Source organism: Nitratidesulfovibrio sp. HK-II (genome assembly GCF_003402415.2).
In the GTDB taxonomy this organism is placed as follows: domain Bacteria; phylum Desulfobacterota; class Desulfovibrionia; order Desulfovibrionales; family Desulfovibrionaceae; genus Cupidesulfovibrio.
In genome coordinates this window covers 2,640,439-2,657,527 of sequence record NZ_AP036014.1, presented here as the reverse complement: position 1 = coordinate 2,657,527, position 17,089 = coordinate 2,640,439, and the positions used below count along the sequence as shown (strand labels likewise).

Here is a 17,089-nt window from a genome sequence, read left to right as displayed (position 1 = left end):
TTTTCGCGTCCCTTGCCTTGCCCGTTTTCTACCGCCCCAACGGCCGTCCCTGATTGCCCATGAAAACGCCCCCGCCGGTTTCCCGTCGGGGGCGTTGTGTTTTGCTGTCTGGGCTGTCCGGCCTGGTGGTCCGCCGTGCGCGCGGGCACGCGAGGCAGGGAGTGGCCGGGGTTCGATGTTCGCTGCGTCGGGTTCCGGAACGGGGCACCGGTTCGGTCAGGGCGCGCTGCCGGACGCGCCCGCCGAAGATGCCCGGCTACACCAGGTAGCCGCAGGAATGGATGATGTTCTTGCGCAGGGTGCGCCCCTTCCATACCGCCTCGGGGCCTTCGCTGCGGATTTCCTCGCTCACGATGTCGCGCAGTTCGCGCATCTGTGCGTCGGTGAGTTGCAGGCGCGACATGTCACCCATGAGTTCCAGCGGGTCGGACCAGCAGGTGGGCATGGGTTCATCCTCGTTGTGGTAGAGGTAGTAGATCACGCACTCGCCAACAGGCTGCAACTTCTCCAGAAAATCCTTCATCGTGTCTCCCTTTTTCCGCGAAGCCGTCCGGGCTTCGCGTGGTCAATCCGCCGGGGGCTGGGCCGGCGGACCACCGTGCGCCCTTGGGCTGTCCGCCGTCCCGCCGGATGTTCCGGCAGGGTGTTTCGGCGGCCCCCGTGGCGCAACGGCCTGTTAGCTGCATTTTTTTTCTGTGGGTGCGCAATTGGCCTGAAATCCACCCACATGCACCGTGCGGCTCCAGCGTCCGAACGATGCCCCCAAAACAGAAAAAGCCCCTCGCTAGGAGAGGCCGACGCCGCAAGCCCGCGATCATGATCCCGTGCGCTACACGGTCGGTGTTGGCACCTTGTCCCGACCGACGGCGTCACGTCGGGGCAGGTTGCCGGGCGGTCACAGGGCCGTACCCTCGCGCCTCTCTCCATGAATGGGGCATATCTAGCGGTTGAGTGCACAGTTGTCAATGCATGAACAGGAAATCAGGAAATACTTGTATAGATGTTTTTTCAGTGGGTTGAATTTCAAAAAAAGTGGTTTCGTATAGTACTACTGCTGAAAAAAACGTGACCGCGCGATCAAAACGCCGGGAACCAGGCATGTTGGACATCGGATGCACTGGCCGGATTCGGGTGGCGCCAAGTGCGCCGAGTGGGGGGGGGGCGTGCCGAATGAGGGGGAAGGCCGGGCACGGAACGTGCGCCAGGCGAGGAGCCGCCCGGATGCAGCCCCCGCCCATTCCATCGTATGGTCAAGCGGGGCGGTATGGGGTAGTGGTTCCTGCGTACCGCACGTCCATAACGTCTTGCCCCGCCACAGGAGACCTTTCCCCCGCATGAAGCTGTTCACCCGCACCCAGCAGATGGGCGCGGCCGCCCTGATCATGGCGGCCAGCGTCTTCGTGTCGCGGTTCATGGGGCTCGTGCGCGACAAGGTCATCTCCTACCTGTTCGGAGCCACGGCAGAGGCGGACATCTACTTCGCCGCCTTCGTGGTGCCAGACTTCATCAACTACCTGCTGGCGGGCGGCTATTTTTCCATCACCCTCATTCCGCTGCTGTCGGAGCGCTTCGAGCGAGACCCGGAAGACGGCTGGCGGTTCTTCGCCGCCGCGTTCTGGTGGATCACCCTGGCCATCTGCCTGCTGACCGGCGCGGCGTGGTGGTTCGCCCCGGAACTGGCCCGCGTGGCCGCGCCGGGCTTTGACGCAACGTCCACGGCGCGGCTGGTGCGCTTTCTGCGCATCATCCTCCCTGCGCAGGCGTTCTTTCTGCCGGGGGCGTGCGTCACCGCGCTTCTGTACATGCGGCGCCAGTTCGCGGTGCCCGCCATGGGGCCGCTGGTGTACAACGGGTGCATCATCGGCGGCGGCCTGCTGTCCTGGTCGGTGGCCCCGGCGCGCGGCATGGAGGGCTTCTGCTGGGGCGTGCTGGCGGGCGCGGCGCTGGGCAGCCTTGCGCTGCCGTTGCTGGCCGCCTCGCGCGGCGGCGGGGTAAGGTTGCGCCCGGTACTGGGCCACCCCGGCGTGCGCCGTTTCGCCCTGCTGGCCCTGCCGTTGATGATCGGACAGTCGGTGGTGGTGCTGGACGAGCAGTTCGTGCGCATCTTCGGCTCCATGACCGGCGAGGGGGCGGTGAGCCTGCTCAACTACGCCCGGCGCATCATGCTGGTGCCGGTGGGCGTGGTGGCCCAGGCGGCGGGCGTTGCCTCGTACCCGTTTCTGGCCGCGCTGGCCGCCAGGGGCGAGACGCAATCCTTCGACGCCACCCTGTCCACGGCCCTGCGCAACGCCCTGGCGGTGATCATTCCCCTGTCCCTGTGGATGCTGTTGGCGGCGGAACCCACCATGCGCCTGATCTTTCAGGGGGGCGGGTTTGCCGCCGCCGAAACGCTGGCCTCCGCGCCCCTGTTGCGCGTGATGCTGTGCGGCGTGGCCTTCTGGGCCGTGCAGCAGGTGGTGGGCCGGGCCTTCTACGCCCATCAGGACACCGTGACCCCGGCGGTGGTGGGCACCCTGGCCACCCTGGCCGCCCTGCCGCTGTACGTGCTGGCCGGGCGCGCGGGGCATGCGGGCACGCTGGGCGTGGCGGCGGCGGGCACGGCGGCCGTGGCCGTGTACACCGTGGCGCTGGCCCTGGTGTGGCGCAGGCGGCATGGCGGGGCCGGACTCTCCGGGCTGCTCGGGTGGGGGGCGAAATCCATTGCCTTGTGCGGCGTCGCCGCGCTGCCCGCCTGGCCCGCGCTGACGTATGCGCCGCTGCTGGCACCGGCCAGTCCGGCCACCCCGGCGGGCCAGTTGTGGGGGGCATTCCTGGCGTTGGCCGCCAGCGGCCCGGTGTTCGCCGGGGCCTACCTGCTGCTGGCGCGCCGCTTCGCGCCGGATCTGGCCGAGCCGGTGCTGTCGCGGCTGCGGCCGCTGCTGGCCCGCGTGCGGGACAGGTTGCGCCGCCAGTAAACGGCTGCCGCGAACCGCTGAACGGCGTTCACGCCCCCGGCGTGAGACCAGCCCTTGTCGGGCCTGCCCTTTTCCCCTTGCCGTTTGCGGCCGCCGCGCCACGAGAAAAGCCCCCCGCCGCGTCCAACGCGCCGAGGGGCTTCAGGCCGTACTGAAAGGGCTGGCCAGCTACTGTTCGAGGCCGCCTTCGCCCTCGTACATCATGCCGCCTTCCTCTTCCATCTCCAGGGTTTCCACCTTTTCCTCCAGCCATTCCAGAACGGCGCGGGCGGTGTGGTAGTTCAGCACCACCTTGGAGCGGATGTGGCGGGTGATGACCTTGAGGTTCTCGTCGTAGGGGGCGACCTCGTGGCCAAAGCTGCCGTCGGGAGCCACCAGGCGTTCGGAGAACGGCGGCATCTTGTCGGTTTCTATGTAGAAGCTCATTTCGATTTCGCCCTGCGGGTTGATGCCGCCCCACACGCCGTGGGCGTACTCCAGCCGCACGCCAGCATCGTGCTCGTATTCATAGCGGATTCGGGTCGGGTACTTCGGGTCCTGACTCATGGACGCTCCTTGCGGAAAGTATGGGGACCGGGCACGGACCTGACGCGGGCGCGTCAGCCGATCAGCGAGACCAGCGAGCCTTCGATGCGTTCCGGCGCCACGAGAGGGCTCTGGCGGCGCACGTCGCCACGGGGGGGCCTGAAGGCCGCACGCATGCGGCGTTCGCGCTCGACCGCCGCGTCGGCCTCCATGGCGTTCATGACGGTCTGGGTCTTGTCCAGAAGGGATGGGGACGGCGGCGGAACATAGGGCGGGTCGCGCCACGGGTCGAGCGGTTCGGACATGGCCCGAAGCAGATCGACGTTCATCCGGCGCTCACCGGGAAGCTGCGTGACGAGGACTGTGGTCATGGTCGCGACCTCCGGGCCGCCTTCGGTCCTGCTCCGGTTCCTTGGGCGCGCATTCTAGGGTAGTCGCGGGGTGAAGTAAAGGCGCGGCGCGGGTCGGCGGGACCGCGCCCGCGTGCGCGCCCGGACCCCCTCCGCCCGCACGCCGTGCGCGCAGCCGTCGTGCTCGGCGTGGTTTTCTGGGAAGCGCCTGCGCCCCTCGCCTGCAAGGGGCGCGAAAAAAGGGCCGGACGTTCGTCCGGCCCCGTTGGTTCGACGCGGTGTGCGCGCAATGGAGGGTGCGGCGGCTACACCTTGGCTTGCTGCAGTTCTTCCACCGTGAAGTCCCACACCGTATTGTGCGGGGCCAGCGGTTCGGTGCTGAAGAAGGCGGGCAGCTGGTCGTCCGCCGCGGTGAAGCCGGCCTTGGTGTTGAAGGCGATTTCGTCCTTGAGCACCGAGGTGCCCAGCTTCACGAAGTCGTCCGGGGTGAAGGTGATGCCGTGCCGCGCGGACACCATGTCGCAGATGCACTGCACGGAGTCTGCCGTGTCCAGCACGGCGAAGGCCACGAACAGGCACAGGCCCAGGGCGTCCACGGTGGCGGTGGCCACCTGCAGCGCCTTGGAGGTCTCCACCTGGCCTTCCTTGCCCAGCGGGTTCACGTGGCCGCCCACCTGCAGCATGTTCTGGCAGATGGCGTACCCGGCGGTATGGTCGGCCCCCATTGTGGTGGTGGCGTAGGTAACGCCGATGCCCTTGGCCCCGCGCGGGTCGTAGGCGGGCAGCGACTGGTTCTTCACCGTGGGCACGCGGTCCACGCCGAAGGCCTGCGCGGCGAAGCCCACCCCGCTGCCCATGATCTTGCCGAGGTGGTCGTTCTTGTCGGCCATGCGGTACAGCAGCTTCAGCGCCGCTTCGCCGTCGCCCCACGGGATGACCCCGCCGTCCATGGCGATGGCCACGGCGTTGCCGGTCTCGATGGTGTCCACGCCAAGGTCGTCGCAGGCGCGGTCCAGTCGGGCGATGGCGTCGATGTCCTGGATCAGGGCGTTGCCGCCAAAGGCCCACACCGTCTCGTACTCGAAGCCCGAGGTGACGTAGCCGCCCTTTTCATCCACGTAGTTCTGCGAACACTGGATGATGCAGCCGGGGTGGCAGCCTTCCTTGGTCTTGCCGCCTCGCTTTTCGATGAATTCGGCGATGGTTTCGCCGCTGATGCGCGCGGCATGGTCGCAGCGGCCGGTGCGGAAGTTCTTGGTGGGGAAGGCCCCGGCCTCGTTGATGATGTTCACCAGCACCGCCGTGCCGAATCCGGGCAGCCCCTGGCCGGTGACGGGGTGGGCGCGCAGCATTTCGGCCCAGCGCTTGGAGGCGGCCTTGAAGGCTTCTTCGTCGGCGTAGCCGAAGCGGGCTCCGCCTTCGTCGTCCAGCACGATGGCCTTGACCTTCTTGGAACCCATCACCGCGCCAAGGCCCCCGCGCCCCGCCGCGCGGGCCGGGCGGCCCCACGGGTCGGAAAACTGGATGGAGGCGGCGGTGAGGCAGGCTTCGCCAGCGGGTCCGATGACCATGCCGCAGGCCTTCTTGCCGTGCCGCTCGGCGATGGCGTCCATGGCCGCGTAGGTGCCCATGCCGGTCATGTCGCCCGCGTCCTCGAAGCGCACGCCGTCCTTGGTGAGGACGATGTTGCAGAAGGGCGCGCCGGGTTCGGGCTTGTCCTCCAGCACCAGGGCCAGGATGTTCAGCCGGGCCAGCTTGGTGCAGAACGAGCCGCCGGAGTTGCTTTCCTTGATGGTGCCGGTGAGGGGCGACTTGCCGCCCACCGAGATGCGGCCAGAGTTGGCCGCGCCGGTGCCGGACAGCAGGCCGATGGAGGCCACCAGTTTGTTGCTGGCGCTGAGGGGGTGCACGTCGGCGGGCACTTCGTCCAGGATCAGGCGCGAGGTGAGCCCCCGGCCGCCCATGCCGGCGTACTTGCCCGGCTCCTCGAAGCGGTAGCTGCGGTCCTTGGTGTTGATGCGCAGAATGCGTGGGGTCTGGGACATGTGGCACACTCCTTTGGTGCGGTTGCCGGGAACATGTGGCCACGAGGCTCTGGCCGCGAACCTGACGTGTTCGCTCTTTTCCCCACTAGCGCTTCGCGCTACAGTGGGTCAAGGCAGATGATCAATTATTACAGTATGTTTTGTGGTTATTTGTGGTTTGTTAAAGTCGTCATTAGGTTTGTGAAAACATAATTGAGGCGCGTGATGACCAAAATCGACCTTCAGCTACGCGTACGCACCCCGTCCGGGTTATGGCGGCTTTTGCTGCAAGAGGGGGTCTGCGTGCCCAGCCGGGTGGAATGCACGCTGCGCGCGGCGCTGGAGCAGGGCATGGGCTTTCCGCGCGAGGACGTGGACACGCGGATGGAGGCCATCTTTCTGGACGGCCGCCCGGTGGACGACATCGACGCGGCCCGGCTGCACGACGGGGCGCGGCTGTCGCTGGCCACGGCCCTGCCGGGGGCGGCGGGCATAGCCATGCGCCGCAACAGCCCCTATGCCGCGCTGCGGGCGGCCATTACCCATCACGAACAGGGCGGCGGCACGGAGGCGCAGAGCGCGTCCGCAGACACGCCGCGCCAGGGGCGGGTGCACCTGCGGCTGTTCAACCTGGTCATGCGCGACCACGCGGCGCGGCTGCTGGCCGCCGGGGTGGAGGCCCCGGCCGGGGGGGTTGCCCGGTATCTGGCCGGGGATGAAGCGGGCGAGGTGTGGCTGGACGACGCCCGTTGCGAACGCGAGGCGGCCCTGCGGCGGCTGGCGGAACACCCCGGCGGCTCCGTGCGGCTTGTGGTGGAGATAGCCGAGGCATGAAGGAAGGCGGGCGCGCCGCCCGCGCCGCATCGTGCGCCGCAAGGCGCGCAGAATGGGCCCCGACGCGCGGCGTGCGCGTCGGGGCCCTGTGCATGCGGGATGCCGTGCGGGGCGCTGCCCGCCCCGGAGCGCTAGTCCTTGCCCGGCTCGTAGCCCGGCAGCACGATGGACGAGGGCGCGCCCGCCGCGCCGGAGCCCTTGGGACAGTCCTTGAGCAGGCTGCATATCTCGCAGCCGCCCTTGAACGGAAAATGGGTGACCACGGCGTAGCGGCGCGACAGGGTGGGGCCTTCGCCGGTGTAGGGCAGGCCCTCGGCCTCCAGCGCGGCGCGCAGCTTGTCGGTGGGCTTGGGCGCGGGGGCGCAGCCCACGTCCTCCACTTCGGGCAGCAGGGTGTGCACGGCGCTCATGACCATGGTCTGGGCCAGGGAGTTGATGATGAAGGCGTCGGAGGGGGAGCTTTCCCACGCCTCGTCCACGTCTTCCTCCACTGCGGCGTCCAGCCAGACCACCAGGTACTGGATTTTGCCGGTGTCCACGCGCAGGGCGTGCAGCTTGTCCATCCAGGCTTCCCATCGCTGCATCAGGCGGTTCATCACCTCGCCGCCGATGCGCGTCTCCTGGCTGGTGTTCATCAGCAGCTCCACGTCGAAGTAGGGCTGCACTTCCAGCTTCTCAGCACTATGTTCCGCCATGTCCCTGTCTCCTGGGGTTATGCTCGTGTGGGTGCGCGGTGCGGAGCGCCGGGGCGCGTGCCCTTGGGCGCGCGGGCGTGGATGCGGCCACTGCGCAAGTCACGCGGCATGGGCCGTCCGGCGTCGTCGTGGACGAGACTTTGCGCGAAAGGCGCGGGGCGCGTCAAGACACAAGGGCACGATGGCCCGCGCGCGCCGCGCGGGGAGCGCGGGCGGAAGCAAGGGGCGGAAGGCACGCAGGCGGTGCATCCGGTTTGTGACGAGACCGGTTTGTGACGCGGCGGACACGACAATGCCTTCCGCCCGCCCGTATGAGGCCCGGATGCCGCGCTGCTGTCAGCGGCGTGTTGGGTGGCTACTGGACGAAGTAGCGCTCCATGAGGGCATGGCTGCCGGAATCGCCGCCGATGAAGGCCGCGCCCACTCGCGTCGCGCCCTTGCTGCGCTCGTTGCGCGAACTGCGGCAACGCATGCGCACCGGCGGGTTGCTGTCGTCCAGCCGGAAGATTACTTCAAATTCGCCGTCAGCCAGGCGCACGTCCAATTCGGAATTGGGGGGCATGCGAAAGCCCACGCCGTTCAGCGATATGTCGTACAGTTCCACGGGCTGGTAGCGGCCGTAATGGCCGTCCGGCTCGGTGACGTACACCACCCCCGGCAGGCGGATGGGGTGGCGCTCGAAGGCGCGCCTGTCCGCGTCGTCGCGCGATTTTGCGTCGCGGCGCAGCAGGTAGCGCTCCAGCAGCCCCTCCACGAGGGCCGTCGTGGTGATGCCCATTTCTTCCGCGGCGGAATCTATGCGCTTCAGCAGGTCGTGGGCGATGCGGAGTTCGCGGAATCTTCTCATGACGGCTCTCCCGGGTTGTCCACAAAAGGCAGACAAAGATACTTGACGAAAAGACATGAAAAGTCCGTGCCATTTTGTGTCGAGAAAACAATCATTTCTATTTTATGTTTTTAAAACAGGGTATTATGGATTTCGTGGTGGGCCTGTTCCGTTGGCTGAGCGCGCCGTGCCGGTCCGGCCGGACCGCATTTCGTCCGGACAAGCTGGACTGCGGGGCGGAACGGGGCCGTCAGGTGGGGAGGGGGCGGGCAATGTTGTCTGGCGTAAATCTAGACCCCTTTCCGAAAAAATAATGCTGTGGCATACCATATGGACAGCTTCGCGCGGGGGTGTCCGCGTCGGCTGAAGGGGGCTGCCGTATCGGCGGGTGTCCGATGTGGCATTTCCGGATTTTCCGGAACCAGAATGGAAGCATCCGGGTTGCGCGGGGCCTGCGTACAGGCCGCGCGGCGCCAGGGCGTATTACGGGGCACGGGCGGCAACGCCGGTGAAAGGGACCATGGCAGACGTTCTCGTAATAGACCCCAAGCGACAGTACAGGGCGCAGTTGGCGCCAGCAGTCACCGCCGCGGGGCACGCATGCCGGGTGGTCTCGACCTGCGAGGAAGCCGTGTCCAGCGGACGCCGCCGCCCTTGCGACGTGGTGTTGCTGGACGTGGATGCGCCCGGCTCCGAGGGGCTTGTCTGCCTGCCGGAACTGGCGGCCATGCGCGGCCAGCCGGAGGTGCTGGCCCTTACGGCGGAGCGCGCGGGCACAAGGGCGGAGGACGCCATCCGGGCCGGGGCGTGGGACGTGCTGCTGCATCCCTTCACCGAAATCGCCCTGCGGCAGGTGCTGGAGCGCTGCCTGTACCACCACACCGCCAAAGTGGCCCTGATCGGCCAGGCCAACATCAAGCGCGGCGACATCATCGGCACCAGCCTGCAACTGGAACGCTGCCTGCACTCGCTGGGCGTGGCCGCCCGCACCGACACCAACGTGCTCATCCTGGGCGAAACGGGCACCGGCAAGGAACTGTTTGCGCGGGCCGTGCACGAGAACAGCGAACGTGCCGGGCGCGGCTTCATCGTGGTGGACTGCACCAACCTGCCGAGCACTCTGGCCGAAAGCATCCTGTTCGGGCACGAGCGCGGCTCGTTCACCGGGGCGGATTCCGCGCGCGACGGCCTGTTCAAGCAGGCCGATGGCGGCACCATCTTTCTCGACGAAATCGGCGACCTGGACCTGTCGGTGCAAAAGTCGCTGCTGCGCGTGCTGCAGGAACGCACCTTCCGCCCCATCAGCGCCCGCAACGAGGTGCGCAGCGATTTCCGCCTGGTGGCCGCCACCAATTGCGACATCGAGGACATGGTGCGGCGCGGAGCCTTTCGCAAAGACCTGTACCACCGTCTGAAGACCCGCATCATCCATCTGCCTGCCCTGCGCGAACGGCGCGACGACATCGAGCCTCTGGCCCGCCATTACGTGGATCGTATCTGCCGCCAACACCGGCTGGCCGCCAAGCAGATGTCGCCCGATTTCGTGGACGCGCTGCAAATCTATCACTGGCCGGGCAACGTGCGCGACCTGATCAACGCCTTGCACTACGCGGTGCAGGCGGCCTTTGCCGAGCAACGGTTGTATCCCCAGCACCTGCCGGTGGAAATCCGGGGGCACGTCATGCGCGCCCGGCGCGATCCATCCCCCGCGCGCGAAGCGGAGGAAGAAGTGCACGCCCCCGCGCCCCAGGCCGGGGGCAACGGCAGCGGGCCTTCCTCGCTGGCGGGTGCTTCAGGCATGCAAGGCACATCCAATGCGCCCGGCGCACCGGGGACGCCCGCGGCGTCCGTGGCCTACGGCCCATCCGGTTCCGCCGGGGGGGGCGGCACGCAAGCCGTGCAGTCCTCCACCTGTCCTCCGCCCGCCCCACGCGAAGGGTTCGGCTTCGCCAACGAGGTGTTTCCCTCGTTCCGTTCCGCGCGCGAAGTGACCATGGACCGCATGGAGTCGGCCTACCTGGTGGAGCTCATCCGGCGCAGCCGGGGCGAGATAGCCTCGGCCATCGCCCTGTCCGGCCTTTCGCGCGCGCGGCTCTACGAACTGTTGCAGAAGCACTCCATTTCGTTGCGGAGCGGCAACTGACGCCTCCGCGTCTTGTCCTGGCCCCGGCGCTCACGCCTGCTCCCGGCCAGATTATTCCTCCGCCCCTTTCCACATGGAGGGGCTGTGCCGTGCCCTTTGCCCCCCGTCCCGCCCATTCCGCCGATTCGCCATCCGTCAGTCCGTCAGGCCGACCAATACGTCCGGTCCGTCTGGTTCGTCCGGTCCGTCCGGTCTGGCCGGTCTGGCCGGTCTGGCCGCCTTTCCCGTCCCGCCCCTGCTCCCGGCATGCCGCCCGCCCGCGCGGGACTTTCGGTGCATGGGGCGCGACAACCATCGGGCATTTCTGTTACATGAAGGGCAAGGCTGGCCGCCGCCCGGCTGCCGTTTCCATGCGGCCATGCCTTTGAACGGCACGTGTTCCCTAATGTTCGTGAGCGGTTGTCCGATAAGTGCAGTACACACTCATCCTGTTACAGTGCGAGGCGTGCATGAAGCTGACGATTCTTCGCAAACTGCTCGTCATGGTTATCTGTATCGTGCTGCTTACAGCAGCCGCCATTTTCGGCACGGCCCACCATTTCATGACGCGCGGCTTCGCCGATGAATCGGCGCAGGCGGTGACCCGGCTGCGCGACGTGGTGGCGCGCAATATTGGCGACCGGTCCGTCAAGTTTCTGGAAGAAGTGAACCTGGTGGCCCAGCACGCGGAATTTTCCGCGGCCGTGGCCGAGGGCGACGGCGCGCGCGCGGCCGAACTGGCCAAGCGGCTGATGCGCGACATGGGGTCGGACTTCATGACCGTCACAGACGCCAAGGGCAACGTGCTGGCGCGCGGGCATTCGGACAAGACGGGCGATTCGGTGCTCGATCAGGACACCGTGCGCCGCGCCTTGCGCGGCGAGGCCAGCGTGGGGGTTATCGCGGGCACGGTGGTGCCGTTCACCCTGCGCGCGGGCGCGCCCATCCGCAGGGACGGCAAGGTGGTGGGCACGGTGGCCATCGGCGCTTCGCTGGTGCGCGAGGGTTTCGTGGACGACATCAAGTCGTTCACCGGCCTGGAGGTTACCGTGTTCAAGGGCGACACGCGCGTCATGACCACCATCGTGCGCGACGGCAAGCGGGCCATCGGCACGCGCATGGACAACCCCAAGGTGATGGAGACGGTGTTCAACGCGGGCAAGACATTCCTCGCCCGCAACCAGATATTGGGCAGCGACTACGAGACGGCGTACTGGCCCATCCTGGACATGGAGGGCAAGACCATCGGCATGTGGTTCATCGGCATGCCGGTGGCCAGCATCATCGCCGCGCAGGACCGGGTGACCCATTCCTCGCTGGTGGTGATGGCGGGGGTGCTGCCGGTGATGATCGTGGTGGCGTGGCTGCTGGCCCGCGCCCTGTCTCGGCCCATATCGCGCACCACCGCCTTCGCCACGGCCGTGGCCGCAGGAGACCTGGGGTCCGAACTCACGGTGCGCGCCAGCGACGAGGTGGGCCAGTTGGCAGACGCCCTGCGGTCCATGGTGGGCACGCTGAAGGACAAGATAGGCGAGGCGCAGGAGCAGAGCCGCCTTGCGGCGGAAGAAACGGAAAAGGCCCGCCAGGCCATGGCCGACGCAGAGGCCGCCCGCGCCCGTGGCGAACAGGCCCGGCGCGAAGGCATGCTGCACGCCGCGCGTGAGCTGGAAGGCATCGTGGAAATCGTTTCCGCCGCGTCCGAAGAACTTTCGGCGCAGATAGAGCAGTCGTCGCGCGGGGCGGAACTGCAAAGCCGCCGTACCGGCGAGACCGCCGTGGCCATGGAAGAGATGAACGCCACGGTGCTCGAGGTGGCCCGCAGCGCCGGGCTTGCCGCGGATACCGCCAACGACGCCAAGGCCAAGGCCACGGCCGGGTCGGGCATCGTGGACGCCATGATCGACGGCATCGGCGTGGTGCAGCGCCATTCAGAGACCCTGAACCGCGACATGGATTCCCTGGGCAAGAGCACCGAGCGCATCGGGGCCATCCTGGGCGTGATTTCGGACATCGCCGACCAGACCAACCTGCTGGCGCTGAACGCCGCCATCGAAGCCGCCAGGGCCGGTGACGCCGGGCGCGGCTTTGCCGTGGTGGCCGACGAGGTGCGCAAGCTGGCCGAAAAGACCATGACCGCCACCAGGGAAGTGGGCGAGGCCATCGGGGGCATCCAGCAGGGGGCCAAGGTGAGCATCGCCCAGGTGGGCGAAACCGTGCGCGAGGTGGAGAACGTCTCCGGCAGGGCGCACGAGGCGGGGCAGTCGCTGACGTCCATCGTGGCGTTGGCCGATTCGGTCTCCGACCAGGTGCGTTCCATCGCCACCGCCAGCGAACAGCAGTCCGCCGCGTCCGACGAGATCAACCGGGCCGTGGAGGAGGTCAACCGCATCTCCACGGAGACCAGCGACGCCATGCGCCAGTCGGCCCAGGCAGTGACCGAGCTTGCGGCCCAGGCCCAGCGGCTGAAGGCCATCATCGAGCAGATGCAGCGCGAGAACGCCTGACGCGGCGCGCAAGCCCCGCCGACTCATGAATCGGCCGGGTCAGCGCCCGACGGGGTGGTGCTTGAAGCATGAGAAACAATGACCGGGATCGTCCCCTTGCAGGGGGCGGTCCCGGTCATGCACTGGCGGCGCGGGCTTGGGGCGCGCCCGGCGTTTTGCGTTGTTTTTCACGCTTGTTGCTGTGCAGTGTCTTGGTATCCTGAAGGTTTCCCGCTGGATTTCGCGGCCAGGTGAGGGGCGACGATGGCCGGACGGGGCGGCTAACCCCCGCCAACGGCGGGGAACAGGCCCAACTGGTCGCCTTCGGCCAGGCGCGCTTGCGGGGTGACGTGCACTCCGTTGATGAACAGTATCTTCACGTCGTCCGGGGCGATGCCAAGGCGCTGCATGGCCTCGGCCACGTCCACTCCCTCCGGCAGGTCCAGCGTGCCCTCGGGCGGGCTCTTGCGGGCCAACGTGGCAAAGCATTTCACATGGATGCGCATACGGCGTGTCCGTTCTTCAGTTGGCGCAGCACGGCGGCCACGTCCGGCAGGTCGGCGTGGTTGCCGCGCAGCAGTTCAAGGCAGGCGTCCACGGCATCCGGGTCGTACAGCCTGCCGCTGTTGCTGGAAAGTTCGTCCATGGTCGCCTCCAGGCAGTGGGCCGGGCGGTAGGGGCGGTGCGAGCACATGGCCTCGGCCACGTCGGCCACGCCCAGAATGCGCGCGCCGGGCAGAAGGTCGCCGCCCGAAATGCCGTGCGGGTAGCCCGAGCCGTCCAGCCGTTCATGGTGTTGCAGCACCATGCGCGCCACCGGGTGGGGAAAGGGGATGCTTTCCAGGATGTCGTGCCCGAATTGGGGGTGCTGGCGCAGGAAGGCCATTTCATGGGCGTCTAGCACGGTGGGTTTCAGCAGGTACTGGGCGGGGATGCACAGCTTGCCGATGTCGTGCAGCATGCCCGCCACCCGCACCGATTCCACTTCTTCGTCGGTCATGCCCAGTCGCCGGGCCATGGCCGTGGCCAATACGGTGACCTGTGCCTGATGGGTGCCGGTGTAGGCGTCTTTCAGGTTGGTGACCCGCGACAGGGAGTCCACCGTGGCTTCCAGCAGGCCGCTGAGCTGGACGTAGGCGGCGCTGAGTTCGCGGGTGCGCTCTTCGATGCGCGCTTCCAGTTTGGCACGGTAGGCCTCGTTCTCGGCCAGCAGGCGGGAGCGCTCAAGGCAGCGTTCCACGGTGTGTTCCAGCGCCCCCATGTCCGCCACGGGCTTGGTCAGGTAATCCCAGGCCCCTTCGCGCAGCGCCGCGACCGCGTCGCGCAGCACCCCGGTGCCGGAAACTACCACCACGGGTGTGCCCCGGCCAGAAGCCGTGATGGCGCGGATGACCGACAGGCCGTCCAGCACCGGCATGCGCAGGTCCACCAGCACCAGGTCCGGCCTGCACGCTTCCCACGCGTCCAGCCCCGCGCGGCCGTCCCCGGCCTGCGTCACCTCGTAGCCGCTGTCCGCCAGAAAGTCGGACAACGAACCGCGAACCTGCGGGTCGTCGTCGATGACCAGGATGCGGGGCGGTGTGGGCATGGCGTGTTCCGTGGCCGTGACGGGTTGGGGAAGGGCGAGTGCATGGTCGGACATGCATGAAGACATGCCGAGCCGGGCCGTGGCTGATTGACCGGAAGCGGGGCGCGCGGGGCGCATGCCCGCAGGGGCCATGATACTCGGACGAGTATCGAGTATGCGAACCCTAGCAGGGCGCGGCGCCCGTCGCAAGGGGCAGGTGGGCGGGGGCGCGGCGCACGGCGAAAGGCCGCGCCTTGGGGCCTCCGCTGGGCGCACATCTCTTGTGTCACGCTGTCATACGCGTCACGCACGGCGGGAGGCGGGGCGGACCGTTTGCCACGCCGCGTCAGCATGCCGGGCGGGGGTCACTCCGCGGGGCGGCGGCCCAACACCCCGCGCAGGCCGATGCACAGCCCTTCGTGCATGCACGGGGCAAGGTGCAGCACGGCCGGAAAGGTGGCGCCCGAGGCATGCATGGCCTCGCAGGCCAGCGAGGCGGGCTGCCCGTTGCGCAGCGTCTCGGCGATGGCGGCGGCCATGCGCGGCCGGTCGTCCGGGGCCAGCAGGTCCAGCAACCCGGCCGCCGGGGGCAGGGTTGCCGGGTCGAGGCCGAACTGCGTGGCGGCGGCGCGGTTCAGCGAACGCAGAATGCCCGCAGGGTCGGTCTCGAACACGGTGACGGACAGCGTGTCGATGAATTCGCGCTGGCGGCGTTCGTGCTCGCGCAGCAGGCGGTACAGCTCGAAGCTCTCGATGGCGTTGGCGCAGTGCTTGAGAATGAGCGAGAGCAGCGAGAGCAGGATGCCCGAAAGGTTCTTTTCGGTGCGCGGCATGGCCCCGATGAACATGCCCCGCACGCGCGAGGTGGTGGCCAGCACGCTGAGCACCAGCCGGTGGCTGTTGTCCGAGGAATACACGGTGATGGGCCGGTTTTCGCGCACGGCCAGGGCGAACACCCCAGTCTCGATGAGCCGCTCCACCTCGTGCTCGATGGCCGAGCCCTCCTGGCTGGGGCGGCACAGGCTCAGCACGAAGTCCGAGGTGTGCTCGTCCACCAGGTAGAAGGCGGTGACGGAAAACTGCACCAGTTCGCCGATGCGGGCCACCGCCTCGTCCAGCAGGGCGGAGGGTTCTTCCAGCCGGTTGATGCTGGTCTGGAAGTCGCCGAGGTTGAAGGCCATGTCCAGCACGTCGAGCGTGAACCGGGCCTGGTCCTCCAGGTGGCGCAGCCGGGCGTGCAGGCCCGCGCTGCCGAAGGTGGGGTCGTTGTTACTCATGTGTTTCCAGGAACCTGATGATTTCCAGCACCTGATATTCCATCTGGTTGGCCGTCTGCACCACAGCGCCGGGGGGCAGGCCCAGGGCCGTCCAGCCTTCGTCGGACAGCGGCGGCACCAGCACCTCGCCGCTGGTGCCGTAGCACAGGGCGTTGGCCAAAAGGTCGGACACGGCCATGATGGCGGGTTCGCTGCTGCCGCTCGTGCTTTCCGGGCTATGGTGGCGCTGCACGTTGCGTTCGAGCGAGACCGGGCACTTCCATTGCCGCAGGATGGCCCCGCCCATCTCGTCGTGGGTGAAGCCGACGATGTCCCGTTCCAGCGAGCGCACGGTGGTCCCGCGCGAGCGGGCCTCTGCCAGCAGCAGCCGCCCGTGGTCGGGCAATTGCCCGTAGATGGCCAGCCGCCCCATGTCGTGCAGCAGCCCGGCCACGAAGAACCGTTCGCTGTTGCTCATGCGGTGCAGCCCGGCCAGGATGCGCGCGGCAACGCCGCAGGCGATGGAATGCGTCCAGAAGGCGCGCATGTCCACGAGGTCCTGCGGCACGCCCCGAAAGGCCGTGACCACGCTGACCCCCATGGCCAGCGACACCAACTGGTTGGTGCCGATGATGGACACGGCGCGGGTGATGGTTTCGATGCGGGCCCGCAGCCCGTAGTAGGCGCTGTTGGCGATGCGCAACAGGCGCGCCGACAGGTCGGTGTCCTTGGAGATGATTTCTGCCGCGTCGGCGGCGGAACTGCGCGGGTCGTTGACCACCTCGACCAGGCGGTGGAACACGCTGGGCAGGGTGCCGAAGCGCATGTCCTCGCGCAGCACCGCCTCCAGCGTCACCGGCCGTGGGGCCGGGTCGGGCCGCACGGGGCAGGGGGCATCGCCGGGGTCGGGGGGCCAGGGTGCGGGCGTTGCGGCCAGGCGCAGGGCGCAGTGGCGCATCAGCGCGGCCACGTGCGGGTTGGCGGCGTCGTGCAGGCGGAAGTGGGCGCGGGTGCGCTCCATGGCCTCGTCGAAGCGGGCGGCCACGGTGGGCGGCATGCCGCCCTCGCCGTCCTCCTCGCCGATGACGGCGGCCTCGGTGACGCCCCAGATCTTGAGGATGCGCAAGCCAGCGGGCGACAGCACGTCGCCGCACTTGAACAGCAGCCTGCCGTTGCCGTCGCGGATGTCGTCCGCCACGCGCATGCCGGGCTTGAGGTCGGTGATGCTGATGCGTGTCATGCGGCTCCGTGCGGGGGGCTCCGTTCGGGTTCCGTGTGGGGCTTCCGGGCGGGCGGCCGCCTGCGTGGTGATTCTGCGCCGTCCGGCGTGCCATGCCCGGCGAGAGGCATGATGGGTGGCACGGACCCGATGCATACTACAGGAAATGACCGGGCGCATGCAACCGCGTTGCCGCACGGCGCGTTGCTTCCCCTTCGGGGCGAGTTCTGGTAG

General features: G+C 68.1%; 14 protein-coding genes and 1 riboswitch. Of the genes, 4 read left to right on the top strand and 10 right to left on the bottom strand.

Going from position 1 to position 17,089, the window contains the following annotated elements; translation table 11 throughout:
* Nucleotides 1-256: 256 nt before the first annotated feature.
* Nucleotides 257-523, bottom strand: coding sequence for a hypothetical protein (locus RVX_RS11095; protein ID WP_007527543.1), 267 nt, complete (start codon nt 521-523; stop codon nt 257-259).
* 288 nt (nt 524-811) lie between these two features.
* Nucleotides 812-932: riboswitch (SAM riboswitch) on the bottom strand.
* A 402-nt stretch (nt 933-1,334) separates the two neighbouring features.
* On the opposite strand from RVX_RS11095, the gene murJ reads away from it, so the two are divergent.
* The gene (gene murJ / locus RVX_RS11090) at nt 1,335-2,954 is read left to right on the top strand and encodes a murein biosynthesis integral membrane protein MurJ (protein WP_116305906.1); all 1,620 of its coding nucleotides are present in this window, start codon (nt 1,335-1,337) and stop codon (nt 2,952-2,954) included.
* 168 nt (nt 2,955-3,122) lie between these two features.
* Here the strand turns inward: murJ and RVX_RS11085 are convergent, their stop codons facing one another.
* The 3 genes from RVX_RS11085 to RVX_RS11075 all read right to left on the bottom strand — a co-directional run bounded on the left by RVX_RS11085 (nt 3,123) and on the right by RVX_RS11075 (nt 5,874).
* Nucleotides 3,123-3,500, bottom strand: coding sequence for a hypothetical protein (locus RVX_RS11085; protein ID WP_007527549.1), 378 nt, complete (start codon nt 3,498-3,500; stop codon nt 3,123-3,125).
* A gap of 53 nt (nt 3,501-3,553) precedes the next feature.
* Complete coding sequence (locus RVX_RS11080) at nt 3,554-3,850, bottom strand: hypothetical protein (RefSeq protein WP_230404562.1); 297 nt, start codon at nt 3,848-3,850, stop codon at nt 3,554-3,556.
* A 284-nt stretch (nt 3,851-4,134) separates the two neighbouring features.
* Nucleotides 4,135-5,874 (bottom strand): aldehyde ferredoxin oxidoreductase family protein, encoded by a 1,740-nt coding sequence (locus RVX_RS11075; RefSeq protein ID WP_116305904.1) that lies wholly within the window; start codon nt 5,872-5,874, stop codon nt 4,135-4,137.
* Between the two features lie 204 nt (nt 5,875-6,078).
* On the opposite strand from RVX_RS11075, the gene RVX_RS11070 reads away from it, so the two are divergent.
* Nucleotides 6,079-6,687: a hypothetical protein gene (locus tag RVX_RS11070; RefSeq protein WP_147307520.1), complete on the top strand. Its 609-nt coding sequence runs from the start codon at nt 6,079-6,081 to the stop codon at nt 6,685-6,687.
* Nucleotides 6,688-6,818: 131 nt separating this feature from the next.
* On the opposite strand, the gene RVX_RS11065 is transcribed toward RVX_RS11070, so the two are convergent.
* Together RVX_RS11065 and RVX_RS11060 are read right to left on the bottom strand one after the other, a co-directional pair.
* Complete coding sequence (locus tag RVX_RS11065; protein WP_116305902.1) at nt 6,819-7,382, bottom strand: hypothetical protein; 564 nt, start codon at nt 7,380-7,382, stop codon at nt 6,819-6,821.
* A gap of 355 nt (nt 7,383-7,737) precedes the next feature.
* Nucleotides 7,738-8,229, bottom strand: coding sequence for a PilZ domain-containing protein (locus tag RVX_RS11060; protein WP_116305901.1), 492 nt, complete (start codon nt 8,227-8,229; stop codon nt 7,738-7,740).
* 499 nt (nt 8,230-8,728) lie between these two features.
* Here RVX_RS11060 and RVX_RS11055 point away from each other — a divergent pair, with 499 nt between their 5' ends.
* On the top strand, nt 8,729-10,351 hold the full coding sequence (locus RVX_RS11055) for a sigma-54-dependent transcriptional regulator (RefSeq protein ID WP_230404561.1): 1,623 nt from the start codon (nt 8,729-8,731) through the stop codon (nt 10,349-10,351).
* Nucleotides 10,352-10,800: 449 nt separating this feature from the next.
* Nucleotides 10,801-12,834 carry a methyl-accepting chemotaxis protein gene (locus tag RVX_RS11050; protein WP_116305899.1) on the top strand — a complete coding sequence of 678 codons (2,034 nt, stop codon included), beginning with the start codon at nt 10,801-10,803 and terminating at the stop codon, nt 12,832-12,834.
* 260 nt (nt 12,835-13,094) lie between these two features.
* On the opposite strand, the gene RVX_RS11045 is transcribed toward RVX_RS11050, so the two are convergent.
* From RVX_RS11045 to RVX_RS11030, 4 genes are all read right to left on the bottom strand, one after another.
* Nucleotides 13,095-13,319 carry a MoaD/ThiS family protein gene (locus RVX_RS11045; RefSeq protein WP_116305898.1) on the bottom strand — a complete coding sequence of 75 codons (225 nt, stop codon included), beginning with the start codon at nt 13,317-13,319 and terminating at the stop codon, nt 13,095-13,097.
* On the bottom strand, nt 13,304-14,401 hold the full coding sequence (locus RVX_RS11040) for an HD domain-containing phosphohydrolase (RefSeq protein ID WP_116305897.1): 1,098 nt from the start codon (nt 14,399-14,401) through the stop codon (nt 13,304-13,306). The genes RVX_RS11045 and RVX_RS11040 overlap by 16 nt, the downstream gene beginning before the upstream one ends.
* A 344-nt stretch (nt 14,402-14,745) precedes the next feature.
* Nucleotides 14,746-15,657, bottom strand: coding sequence for a PAS domain-containing protein (locus RVX_RS11035; protein WP_116305896.1), 912 nt, complete (start codon nt 15,655-15,657; stop codon nt 14,746-14,748).
* Nucleotides 15,650-16,876, bottom strand: a complete 1,227-nt coding sequence (locus RVX_RS11030) for an HDOD domain-containing protein (protein ID WP_116305895.1) — start codon at nt 16,874-16,876, stop codon at nt 15,650-15,652. Before RVX_RS11030 ends, RVX_RS11035 begins: the two co-directional genes overlap by 8 nt.
* Nucleotides 16,877-17,089: the final 213 nt, after the last annotated feature.